The sequence below is a fragment of the Persicobacter psychrovividus genome (assembly GCF_036492425.1).
Taxonomy (GTDB): domain Bacteria; phylum Bacteroidota; class Bacteroidia; order Cytophagales; family Cyclobacteriaceae; genus Persicobacter; species Persicobacter psychrovividus.
In genome coordinates, this window is record NZ_AP025292.1 from 519,742 (window position 1) to 532,265 (window position 12,524).

The 12,524-nt window shown below is 45.1% G+C and carries 10 protein-coding genes; all 10 read right to left on the reverse strand.

Annotated elements, in window-relative coordinates; translation table 11 throughout:
* Positions 1-175: 175 nt before the first annotated feature.
* Positions 176-3,136 carry a PD-(D/E)XK nuclease family protein gene (locus AABK40_RS02310; protein ID WP_338397531.1) on the reverse strand — a complete coding sequence of 987 codons (2,961 nt, stop codon included), beginning with the start codon at positions 3,134-3,136 and terminating at the stop codon, positions 176-178.
* A gap of 103 nt (positions 3,137-3,239) precedes the next feature.
* Complete coding sequence (locus tag AABK40_RS02315; protein ID WP_332920870.1) at positions 3,240-3,719, reverse strand: gliding motility lipoprotein GldH; 480 nt, start codon at positions 3,717-3,719, stop codon at positions 3,240-3,242.
* The gene (locus AABK40_RS02320; RefSeq protein ID WP_338397532.1) at positions 3,719-5,245 is read right to left on the reverse strand and encodes a PSP1 domain-containing protein; all 1,527 of its coding nucleotides are present in this window, start codon (positions 5,243-5,245) and stop codon (positions 3,719-3,721) included. The genes AABK40_RS02315 and AABK40_RS02320 overlap by 1 nt, the downstream gene beginning before the upstream one ends.
* A 412-nt stretch (positions 5,246-5,657) precedes the next feature.
* Complete coding sequence (purD, locus tag AABK40_RS02325; RefSeq protein WP_332920868.1) at positions 5,658-6,944, reverse strand: phosphoribosylamine--glycine ligase; 1,287 nt, start codon at positions 6,942-6,944, stop codon at positions 5,658-5,660.
* A gap of 153 nt (positions 6,945-7,097) precedes the next feature.
* A complete protein-coding gene (locus AABK40_RS02330; RefSeq protein WP_338397533.1) occupies positions 7,098-8,003 on the reverse strand; it encodes a peptidylprolyl isomerase in 906 nt (301 codons plus the stop codon).
* 250 nt (positions 8,004-8,253) lie between these two features.
* Complete coding sequence (locus AABK40_RS02335) at positions 8,254-9,420, reverse strand: PCMD domain-containing protein (protein ID WP_338397534.1); 1,167 nt, start codon at positions 9,418-9,420, stop codon at positions 8,254-8,256.
* A 12-nt stretch (positions 9,421-9,432) separates the two neighbouring features.
* Positions 9,433-10,173 (reverse strand): hypothetical protein, encoded by a 741-nt coding sequence (locus tag AABK40_RS02340; RefSeq protein ID WP_338397535.1) that lies wholly within the window; start codon positions 10,171-10,173, stop codon positions 9,433-9,435.
* Between the two features lie 142 nt (positions 10,174-10,315).
* On the reverse strand, positions 10,316-11,602 hold the full coding sequence (hflX, locus tag AABK40_RS02345; RefSeq protein WP_332920864.1) for a GTPase HflX: 1,287 nt from the start codon (positions 11,600-11,602) through the stop codon (positions 10,316-10,318).
* 76 nt (positions 11,603-11,678) lie between these two features.
* Complete coding sequence (locus tag AABK40_RS02350; RefSeq protein ID WP_332920863.1) at positions 11,679-12,029, reverse strand: c-type cytochrome; 351 nt, start codon at positions 12,027-12,029, stop codon at positions 11,679-11,681.
* Between the two features lie 73 nt (positions 12,030-12,102).
* Positions 12,103-12,465: a hypothetical protein gene (locus AABK40_RS02355; RefSeq protein ID WP_332920862.1), complete on the reverse strand. Its 363-nt coding sequence runs from the start codon at positions 12,463-12,465 to the stop codon at positions 12,103-12,105.
* Between the last annotated feature and the right edge of the window lie 59 nt (positions 12,466-12,524).

A 12,524-nucleotide genomic window follows, 5' to 3' on the forward strand; every position in this document is an offset into this window, starting at 1 on the left:
CTCAACTATTTGGTCTTAATGCGATAATCATCAATTGTTATCGCATCATTTTTATCCGCAGATTAATGTGATTGAAAGGATTTGATTTTCCTGAAAAAAGGTGACTGATGATCGGTGATCTGAAAGGTGAAATTTACCTTTTATCAAGCACTGATCATCAGTCAAGTTTTACAAATTATCCTCGGCGGCAAATCTGTTTAAAATCGCAATAGGTGCATTTGTGCTCATCTTCCGTTTGGTAAAAAGGGATTTCACTGTTGAACAACTCATTCATCAGGAGCTGCATATGGTTCATCACTTCGGGCATCATTGGACGCGCATCTTTAATGCGTGTTTTTTTGAGCTTCAAATGATAGTCAAAATTATTGGAGAACATCTCACGGATCGCATATACCGCTGGAACAATTTCGTGGTTGGTGTCTGGGTAATTATGATCGTAAAGCATACTGTAAAGTAAGGTCTGCAAAGCGACTTTGGAGCGCTTGGTTTTTTTACGGTCAAAAAGGTCCTCAACGGCAGGGAAGCTGGTGTCGTCCTTCCCTGTTTTATAGTCCAGAATCCGCAGCTGTTTTCCCTTTAAGTCCACACGGTCGATGCTTCCAGAAATTTTCATGTCATATTTCTTTCCTTCATACTGAAAGGGCACCTTAATGAATTTATTGCGCCCCATCTCCAGTCCGACAATTTCAAAAGGAGCATAAGCGATGTCGGTTTCCAGGATTTTTTCGCCCATTTTATTGAGCATCTCATTCACAATCACATTATTCCCTGCCAGTTTCAGGTGCTGATCGCTGTTGATTTTATAATGTTCCCTGATGCCTTTTTCAATTTCAAAAGGCAGCGATTTCATCAGTTCCTCTTTAATTTGCTTCGGCATGATGGTGTTGGAGTTTGTCCTTTTCATCAAGCCTTTATAAAGCGCCTCGAGTGCATTATGGAGAATTGTCCCTGTGGCGGCCATATCGAGCTCCTCCTTGAGTTCCTCCTTTTCCTTGAGCTGGGCAATGTATCGGAAATAGAAGCGCAGTGGGCAGTCGAGAAATGTATTGATCGCCGAGGGGGAAAGTGGGTACTCTTTCGTTATGTAGCGTTCTTTCAGAATCTCCATGACCTGCCCTTTTTTCTCTATCGCAATGGCTTCGGCCTGTTTTACTTTCGGCTCCAGCGCCAACACTTTTTCTTTCAGTTTGAAAGGTGACTCAAAACGCAGTTGATAAAGATATCGACTTTCCTCTCCTTTGTAGTTGCCGTCTGTTTCTGTATTGTGAATCATGTACATTTTTTTACAGCGCTGTGCCAGGCGGTAAAACAGATAGGCGTACATGGCATCGTGTTGCTCGAAAGTAGGCAGGTGAAATGCCTTGCGGAGATTGTAGGGGATGAAAGAGTTTTTGGAAGCGGCCTGCGGAAAAGCTCCTTCATTCATAGACATGATAATCACCTGATCAAAATCCAGGTTACGGGTTTCCAGTACCCCCATAATTTGCAAGCCGAGAAGAGGCTCTCCACTGAACGGAACACGAACGCCCTGAACCACCTGGCGGAGCAGGCGGATGAAGGTTTCCATTTGTAAATTCATGGTATGTGTAGCCATGAGGTCTTCCAGCTTTTTCAGCTCTTTATATAACTTCAGTACAAATTCCTGTTCAGGCGCTGCATCTTCAAACTCCTCGGTAAGTACAGATTTGTTGATGAACAGCAATAGCTTGGTCAGGTATTCACTAAAATGAGCCACATCAGGGGCTTTATAGAACAGCGCATCGAAAATCGGCAACTGCATTTCCTGAAACAGAAACAGGGGAACCAAAGATTGATTTCGGTGAATGATGGCCTTTTTTAGTTCAAGAATTTTCTCCTGGGCGTCTTCTGCGACAGATTGACTCAGGTAGGGGTGATCCAGCAGTTCCAAAGCCACTTTATATGGAAACAGCGGCCCTTCAGTGGCGCCCTGTTGCAATCGGCAGACCAGCTCAAAGAAGGTGTACAGCGCAGTGTTGCGCAATGGATAACCCATTGTTACGTTCAGGCTCTTGAAGTCCTCAGGCACGCTGTGAAGTACCGAGAAAAGCATGTGCTCCTGCGGGATGATGACGGCCGTTTTTTCTTCTTCAAAAGTTTCCCCACGTGCAAGGATTTTGGCTTTGATTTCCGAAAGGATATCGCCGGTTAATTTGGTTTGTCCGACCTCGAGGGGTACGCCAATGATCTCGACAGGAAATTCCTCCTCTTTCTTTTGTGCAATAAAGTGATCTGGTGCACGGTCTGGGTAAGGGTTATTGTCGGAAGGGGAATAAATTGGAGGAAGGGTTTTGCCCAGGATCGGATCTTGTCGGTATTCCCGCAGAAATCGCCCTGCTTCCTGGGCGTAATCTTCATAATAGTAGCGGTCAAGGTCCCAGTAGATTTTAGCATCTTCTTTCTCTACAAAATGAGAAATAATGCGCTGCTCTGTGGTGGTAAGGGCATTGAAGCCCGCAAAGATAATGGTGCCGTACTGGTGGCTGAAATCGTCTTGTTTGATGATCTCCAATACCGACTGGTGAATCATGCCACTGTATCCCATGCCTTTTTCCCGCAGTCGCTGCTGAAAAGCACGGTGAATAGTTGGCAGCTTCTCCCACAGCTCCTGAAACTGTTCCGCCTGTTGTAGATTTTTATCTTTGAAACTCGACCAGAACTGCGTTACGAGGGCTTTTTCCTCCTCGGAAAGGTAATCGAATTGCTGATCGATCGCTTTCAGCTCGGCCACATTTTTGAGCAGGTGCTCACTCTCAACCATGTATTTGTCGAGGTCTTCAAAATCTTTGAGAAGCATTTGTCCCCAAAAATAAAACTGATCGAAAGATTCCTGCTGCGCCTCAGGATTTGTGCCGTACATCACTTCCTGAAATACATGGAAAAGCTCGAAATTGAGCGCCAGGGGATCCTGGCTTTTCAATGGAGAGATATTCTGGATGAAATCATCGATACTGATGACATTCGGCGACCATACCGCTTTGTCGATCTGCTGTGAGAGGGCCTTGCGCAGGAACAGTCCGGCACGACGGTTAGGGAAAATCAGGGTGATTTTTTCCAGCTCAGGATAATCCCTGAGGATGTTTTCAGCAATTTGAGAGAGGAAAGAACTTTGCGACATGATCAATTTCTATTGGGTATGGATGCAAGCAACAGCCATACAGGAACAATTTAGTTGAAAGGAAAAAACCACCCTGAAAATACTTCAGCGTGGTTTCTATCATTTATTTTTCTTTTTTGAGAACACGGACACCCACAGCAACAATGTTGGGTAGGCTGGTGCCTTCATTGCGGACAAACTGCTGCAATTTCAGACGGTAGCCACCACGGTGGGGGAAGCGGAAATCGGTCTTGAGCGCAAACTCATGATCGTAGATGTCGCCCATTCCTTTACCCAGTGGCCTGCCAGTGGTGGCATCAAAAAGGTCTTTTTTGAGCAGTTCAGAATCCAAAACCTGACCAGTGCTGTCTTCGAGCGTATAGGTCAGGTAAATGTTGTGCTTCGGGTACTCCAGCGTATTCCTGATCAAGCAGGTGACGTCGTAAGTTTCCGCAGGATCAGCAATGGAGAAATCAAAAACAGGTGCGTCCTGATCTTGCCACTGCTGGTCTTCAAATTTATGCATCGCCTCATAGACATGGTTCGGGCCACAAGCCCAACAGCATGTTAGCAGGGCGAAGATGATTATCTTTGAGCACTTCATCAATCGTTGCTGTTATTACTGTTGGTGTTCGGTTTTGGTCCTCGGTTATTTGGCTTGCGTCGACGGTTGAAGTTGCGTCGGCGTTTTTGCTCTCCGCCTTCTTTAGCCACCTTAGCGCCACCTTCCGCCGAAGCATCTTTGGGGCTTTGTGCATCAGATTGCTGCGGGCGCATTTTTTGCCTTGGAGGGATCGCTGTTCCTTTACCGTCGGTTTTTGCCTCAGGTTTTTGGTTGTGCTGTCCCTGTTGTGTTTTCTGCTCTTTATTGCCTTCAGGTCTTCTTCGCTGTGGTCGAGCTTGTCGGCGGCGGTTGTTCGGACGGTCGTTGTTACGGTTGCCCTTATCTTCCTGCTCACCTGATCGGCCCTCGGCGTTAGTCCTGTTATTTTGGCCCTGTGCTCCCTGATCTTCAGGCTTTTTCCTGCGCTTTTTCTTTCTGCGCTTCGGCTCTGCGTTGCTGTACTTTTTATCGAGTTTGTCGAGGTCACTCGCAAAGGCGCCTTGCGTATCAATGGCTTGTTGCACATCCGACTCAAGTGTTGCAGGGAATTTTCCGTTTTTGTTCATGCGGATAATCTCCAGAACACGATCAATCGGAATAGAATACCATGAGTTTTCACTCTCGTAACCGAACCACATGATTCGGCGGAAAATATCCGTTTTCTGCAGGCGTGCTTCTCCCTTTTCCGTCACCAGTGGTACGGTAATTTCAGGAATATGCTGCAATGCTTCGAGATAGGTTTCCAGCTCGTAATTCAGGCAACATTTCAAACGGCCACACTGCCCAGAAAGCTTACTTGGATTTAGCGAAAGGTTTTGGTAACGGGCAGAGGAAGTGGAGACACTTTTGAATTCATTCAACCAAGTCGAACAACAGAGCTCACGACCACAAGAGCCAATACCGCCCAATCGACCTGCTTCTTGACGCAAGCTGATCTGACGCATCTCTACACGGATTTTGAACTCCGAAGCCAGCACTTTGATCAGCTCACGGAAATCGACACGCTCATCGGCAGAATAGTAAAAGGTCGCTTTGGTATTATCTGCCTGATATTCAATGTCAGTCAGCTTCATATTCAAGCTCAAGCGCTCAATAATCTCCCTTGTACGGAACAGGGTGGGCGTTTCTCTCTTCTTAACCTCGTAAAATTTATTGAAATCTTTCTCACTCGCCACACGGTAGATTGGGCGAATCTCCTCGTTGTCCTCCACTTTTTTCTTACGCATCTGTAAGCGAACCAATTCGCCCATCATTGATACATAGCCCAAGTGGTGGCCATTGGGTACATCTACAATTACCGCCTCGCCAGTTGTGATTGGCAAGCTGTGGATATTTCTGAAAAAGTCTTTGCGTCCGTTTTTAAAGCGAACTTCTATTACATCATACTCCTTGTCCACGGGCAATTCCATATTGGAAAGCCAGTCAAAGGAATTCATTTTATTGCAACCCCCAGAACTGCAGGAGCCTTGGCTTCCACAGCCTTCAGCATGCTCATTGTCAGTCCCACAAGTGGTACATTCTTCCATAATAATTGATATATATAAAATCAGAGGTGCTACCCATGGTTCATCACGCTCCTGTTGAATTGATATGAAAATGAAAAAATGATAGGGTAGATCAGTTTATTTCAAGGTAATGATAAAATTAAGAAATATTTTGAATATAAGCTTGATTATTTTTGCTGAAGGTATTGTGGGGGGATTTGTGGCTGGGACTACCTTTGGTCTGTCACGAGAGAGACTCTCCTGATAGAGGGAATTAGGCTATCGCGAGAGCCCCTCTCGTGATAGGTGGATTCGGCCAACAAAAAAGGTCATTGCACCTGATAGTACAATGACCTTTTGTTTGATCGTTGAATTGGTTCAAGCGTCTCGCTTGGATCAATGTTATATGTATTGGGTAGTCCAAGCGGGACGCTTGAACTACAATAAGATGGTTCTATTTTTCCAACTTCAACAAATCCTGACCGATATCCTTACGGAAATTCGCTTTGTCCCAAGAGATTTTGTTTACGCCCGCATAAGCATTTTCCAAAGCGGCATTCAAGCTGTCGCCTTTACCTGTGATGTTCAACACACGGCCACCGTTGGTCAATGTTTTGCCTGCTTCCGCTTTGGTTCCTGCATGGAAAACCGTTGCCGTGTTTACATCAGCGATACCTGTGATTTCATCTCCTTTGCCATAAGCCTCAGGATAACCACCTGCTACCATTACAACGGTTGTAGCGATTTCATCATAAACCTCATAAGAAGTATTACCCAACTGACCATTGGCTGCTGCTTCCAACAAATCCAAGAAGTCCGACTTGATACGAGGGATTACTACCTGCGTCTCAGGATCACCCATACGCACATTGTACTCAATCACTTTCGGGTCGCCATTGTCATTCATCAATCCGATGAAGATGAAACCATTATAGTCGATGCCACGGTCTTGCAAACCGTTGATCGTAGGCTTTACAACGCGGTCTTCGACACGCTTCATGAATTCATCACCTGCGAAAGATACCGGAGAAACCGCACCCATACCGCCTGTGTTCAATCCTGTGTCTTGCTCACCAATACGCTTGTAATCTTTGGCCTCAGGCAAAATCACATAGTCTTTTCCGTCGGTCAAAACGAATACCGACAACTCAATACCTGTCAAGAATTCTTCTACCACAACGCTTGCTGAAGCTGCACCGAATTTGGCTTCCAACAACATCTCTTTGAAAGATGCTTTGGCGTCTTCGTGCGTTTCGCAAATCAAAACACCTTTACCCGCAGCCAGGCCGTCGGCTTTCAATACGATAGGCGTATTCATGCCGTCCAGGTAAGTCAAACCTTCCTCGATCGTTTCCGCAGTAAACGTTTGGTAAGCCGCCGTTGGGATGCCGTACTCTTGCATGAATGCTTTTGAGAAATCCTTGCTTCCTTCCAAAGTAGCACCGTCTTTCTTTGGTCCGACGATCTTCAGTTGGCTGTATTTTTCATCTGCTTCAAAGAAATCACGAACACCTTCCACCAAAGGAACCTCAGGGCCAACCACCATCAGATCGATGTTCTCTTTAAGAATGAAAGCACCCAATGCCTCGAAATCAGTAACGCCGATATTGACGTTCTCCGCGATTTCCGCTGTTCCGGCATTGCCAGGAGCAACGAACAGTCGGTCGCACTTAGGACTTTGTTTGATTTTCCAGGTGAAAGCATGCTCTCTACCTCCAGATCCAAGGATTAGGATATTCATAATAATATCGTTCTTAGTGATTGATTAAGTTGTAGCTCAGATAAGCTGACGCAAAAATAATAATAGTTATTTTTTAAGGCAGTAATTAATGAATAAACTTCAAAAAAATAATATTTGGGTTTAAACGGTAACCTCAAATGTCAATTATTGCCTTTATTTATCAAGACCATAGTCTTTTTTTAATACTGATAATGGAACGCTTTCCCCGCCATTTTCACTGTAAATAACGCCGTATTTCCTGCTGATCTCCGCTTTGGGTAATTCTTCAATACTGATGCTTACATGTATATCTTCGACAGGTCGGTCGCCTTTTCCTGTTTTTACTGCCGCAAGCTGATCAATGACGGCAAGGCCTTGTACCACTTGCCCGAAAACGGTGTATTCATCATCGAGGTGATATACGCCTCCGATAGACTTGTAGGCATCAATTCTTGCCTGTGGGTAATCTTTCTTGATCATCGGAACATCGAAGCGCTTTTCCATCATCGGGACCAGTTTAAATATTTCGGCATTATAAGCCTCGAGTCCTTTTGCCTGATAGATGTTGTTGAGTTTGTACAATACACTGTCGTAGCCCGGCACTTCGGGTAAGTATTTCATCAAATATTTATTGATAAGGGGCATATTGGCGATCAGCTCCATTTTGGAAGTTTTCACCCCATCGACAATATAAAACTGACAGGCGCTTGACCGTTTTTCAGGATTGATATTGTCTCCTCTGCGGGCAGCAGCAATGGCACCTTTTTGATGAAAGAGTGCTTTGTTGAACTCGGCGGGGATGGTTTTTTGCGCTTTTTCAGGCATCCCAGCCTCTGCGAGGTCGCCGCCCTGTATCATGAAGTCATTAATTACCCGATGCCAGGTTGTGCTGTCATAGGCACCACTTTTAGCCAGCTTCAGGAAATTGGCTTTATGTCCAGGAGCCTGATCGTAAAGGGTGGCTTTCATGTCACCAAAAGGGGTGTGGAAAGTAATCAGGCTATCGTTGTTTTTATTGGTACAGGCGGAAAAGGCCAGGGTGATCAAAAGGAATAAAAATAATGGCGTAGATCGCATCATGCTGATTTTCTATTAAAAATGATTTCACTGCAAAGAAAATTAAAAAATCGGGCAAGAGAAAATCATTTCATTAATTGTCGATCAAGGGCAAAAGGGAAGGGGCAAAAAAATGACTGATGAATCGTTTCCGAAGCTTGATAATTTTATCCCGCCCCGGTTACTGACCATCAGTCACTGTTGTTAATTTTCCATTTCTCGCCTTTTTAAGCGGTTGCTTTAGCCTCCGCTCCGAACATCAGGCAGGATCTAATTAATAGATCAGCTTAAAATTGGCGACATTCAGTTCACTGTCAATAACGCCAGCAAAATCATTACCGTTTGCACTCGGCGAGAAGACCACCACGATCTCGTTGGGGTTGGCTTGTGGATCGTCGAAGAATCCACTTTCATTCAAGCTTACATATTCACTCGCTTTGGGCAATGCGTAGTCAGGTAGCTGGTCGTTTGGTCCGTAGATCATTTCTATCTGAGCGGTTTGCCAGCCTTCGTCCACTTGATTATTGGCAGGATCAAAAGATTTATCTATTACTCGCAACCAGGCAGTCCCGATGCGCTGAATGTTGCCATTGCCATCGTTGTTTCTCAACAAAACATAAAGGTCGGCAGCGTCGGCCTGATCATCAACGGGCAAAACCTTGTCGCCATTAATGCCTCTGTACTGCTTGCCTGTGCCAGGGAAGTAGCGGTAGCTGATGGAGAATCCTTTCGGGCGGGCGGTAAAGGGTTGCCCGAAGGTCGGTAGTTCATAGGGGTTGGGAATCAGGTTACTTCCATAGTTGAATGTTCCCGAGTAGAGGCTTCCTGCAGCAATTGGGGGGAATCCTTCCACCGTCGAAACATCGATGGTTGTAAGCCGCACTGCAGGCCCATCCGATTTCTGAAAAGGAATATTGTTTTCTGCCTTTCCGGCTCTTTTACTTCCCTCGTTGGGGGTGCACCAGAAGTTGTCGCTTTCCTTGCTAACCCCTATTTGCTGATATTCAACTTTGCCGAAGAAGCTGCTGTATTCATCGGTGTACCAACTTTCGAAATTACTGTTGGTGGGCTGATCGCCATCTTCGGAAATCACCAAATTGACGGTTACCTCCCATTGTTTTTCAGTGCCATTTTCAGCCCTCACCGTATAGGTTACCTTATCGGAAAAGTTCTGTGAAATATCCTCTTCCGGACTCAGGGAGGATAAACTGCTTGTGGTAATGCTTACCGGAGTAATTTCCTGGAGGTCGGTACCAAAAGGAAGGTCCAGGACAATGCGCTGCGTGGCGGTATCAATTTTTGCCGCGCCAATCTGGTTTGGCAGGTTGAAGGTAAGGATTTCAGCCTGATCGTTCAGTCCGAAATAGGACTCATCGATACGGCAGGAAATTGTGGCAAAAAGCAAAAAACAAAGGCCGATATATCTGATTGATTGGTTCATCTTTTGATCGAATTAAAAATATAAAGCAACACCTATATTCAGTTCCAATAGGCTCAGGCGGTAATCGAAGGAAGAGGTTGTTACTTCTGTGATCTCTTCATAGTTGATTCTTTCCTCTTCTTTACTCAGGTTGAACCCCAACAGGCCTACCGATACCTCAAGGGCAAAGCCTTTGGTAATAAAAGCGACCATCCCAGGTTGTATGCCGAGGCCAACTTCATAATAATTATTGACCGATTTACTGATGTTCATGTCGGTGGTGGTAACATTCAGCCTCTGCCCATGTTCGTAGTAAAGGTTTGTTTGATTGTAAAGCGCAAAGCGCCCTTTACCATCCAGTGGAAGGTAGTTTCGCATAAAACCCGTGAGTCGGTAGCTCTGAGATGCTGTTTGCAAAAAACGATCATCAGGATCCCCGATAATGGTCCGCTCGTTAATCCCTCTTTCGTATTTCAGGGCGAATCCAAGGGAAAAGTTATCTTTGAGAAAGTACCCCACCAGCGGCTCTACAGAGAAGTCGTATTTATTTTGGTCGAGCACCTGCTGAATGAGCTGATCCTGATTTTGGGCATGCTTGGTATTGAAGGAAAAGGCAATAGAGGAATGAATTTTACCTTTTTTTCGGAACCGTGAAAAATTTTCATTCAGCAGTTGGATGTCGCCAGTTTTTGGGGCCTGCTGTTCCTGTGCGGAGGCCGGAAAAGCCAAGAAGCACATACTGCACAATAAGGCGGTAAGCCAAATATTTGTCATGGTATTCTGGTTGATGTACGATAGATAAGCTTGGGAATAGCAGCTCCCGTTTCGGGCTAAAATTACAATTTATTTGTGCTTAAACTACCGTCAGGGCATAAAAAAAGGAGATTTAACTTTCGAAAAATCTCCTTTTGGGGTATTAGTCTATTTCTTCAGAACCGTCTGTGGATAGGTCGAAATTACCTCCCCACTCCCATTCTTCTTTTTTATAATTGGGAAATATTTCAAAGTGTTTTTCTCGCACTTTACGCAATACTTCCTTTTTAAACTCGTCGATGTTCTTCTTTTTCGAGGCCGAGATAAATACCGTAGTATGCTCATCTTTGCCATGGTAAGTTCTTTTCAGGCGCGTGATCAGGTCTTCAGTTTCCTCCTCTTCATAATCAGGTGCTTGCCCCAATTCTTCAAGTCGGCGACGCTCATGCTCCTCACGACGCAACTGCTTTTCGTAAAGATCAATCTTGTTGAATACCAAAACGGTCGGTTTGTTGGCAGCCCCAATCTCGGTCAGGGTTTTGCCCACCACCTCAATATGTTCTTCAAAAGATTCATGGGAGATGTCTACCACGTGGATCAACACGTCAGCTTCGCGAATTTCATCCAAAGTGGATTTGAAACACTCGATCAGGGTTGTCGGTAACTTTCTGATAAACCCAACAGTATCGGTCAGCAGGAAAGGAATACGATCGATGACCACCTTTCTTACGGTGGAATCAACGGTGGCAAACAGTTTGTTTTCTGCAAATACATCGGCCTTGGCAATGGCCTTCATCAAAGTGGATTTCCCCACGTTGGTATAACCTACCAGGGCAGCACGCACCATGCGGTCGCGATTTTGTCGGCGGGTGTTAGACTGTCGGTCAATTTTATCCAGCTTTTCTTTCAGAATACTGATTCGGTGTTTAATGATCCGGCGGTCAGTTTCAAGCTCTGTTTCCCCAGGTCCACGCATACCCACACCACCTTTTTGTTTCTGAAGGTGCGTCCACATTCGGGTCAGTCGAGGCAATACATACTGGTACTGCGCCAACTCTACCTGCACTTTGGCTTGCGCCGTTTTTGCACGATCCGAGAAGATGTTCAGGATCAGCAGGCTTCGGTCAAGGATTTTACACTCAAAATGAGTTTCCAGGTTCCGTACCTGTGAAGGGGAAAGGTCATCATCAAAAATGACCATATCGATATCATATGCAGTAACATAGGCCTTGATGTCCTCAAGCTTACCCGATCCTACATAAGTTTTGTTGTCAGGGTGTTCTAAGTTCTGTGTGAATTTTGCCTTGGTGATTGCCCCTGCGGTAGTAGCCAGGAAATCCAGCTCAGCAAGGTATTCTTCCGTTTTTTCAGGACGCTGCTGTTGTGTGGATACTGCCACCAAGACGGCAGTTTCAATCTTGGCACTTGTAGTTATTGATTCTGTTTTCATACACGATATAAATACTTCCGGCACCCAAAAGCCGGGAGTATGGTCATGAAACGCCCCGAAAGCGACGCTTCTTATTTTATTTTTCTTTTAATTGGTCGATATATTGCGCGACCTGTGAAATCTCTTTCGGTGATAAAACATCCTTGAAAGCATTCATATTGCCTTTTCCGTTGGCAATAATCTCGGTGCGTTCTTCCATGGTCATGGTCGTTGTACTGAGGTCTGAAGCCTGGTACATTCCTTTTTTTCCATCGGTGCCATGGCAAGAGCCACATGCGGCTTTTCTGTACACACTTTTGCCAGGATTTACCTTAGCAACTGTTTTCTGAGGCGTTTTGATCGTTGTTTCCGCTTTTTTTTCATTGCCACCACAGGCCCACAGCCCGACCGACAATAATGCAAAGATAACTAAAAGATTGTTTTTCATGATCAAAGGGGTGAAAATAGCACAGGGTAAAGCTGTTTGGCCTTACCCTGTGATGAATTTTTATTTGATAATCTTAAGCGCCCACGGCTCCGTAATGGAAAAGCATATACAGGAGCAACAAAGCAAATGCTGCTGCTGAAATACCTGCGAGCGCAATATTTTTCTTTCTGAAACCAATAATGCCAAGTGGGGTACCCACAAGCACAATGGCTAATTTAAGCATGAACAAAGGTTCGCCGAGTAATCCGGAGGCCATCCAGAGGAATAAGCCTGTGGCCAGTACAAGGAAACCGAGGATCATGTCGGCGATTTTCGTTTTCGCACGGAGAATATCCACCTTTGCAGGTGCGGCAATCATCATGATGAATTTAAAAACAATCCATAGGGTGAATAAAATAACTACCGTGGTGTGCAGGTGCTTGATACCAGTGAGCATAATTTTTGGGTATTTGTTGAGGTTATGGTTTGATTGAATGACCCATTTTGAAAATAGGT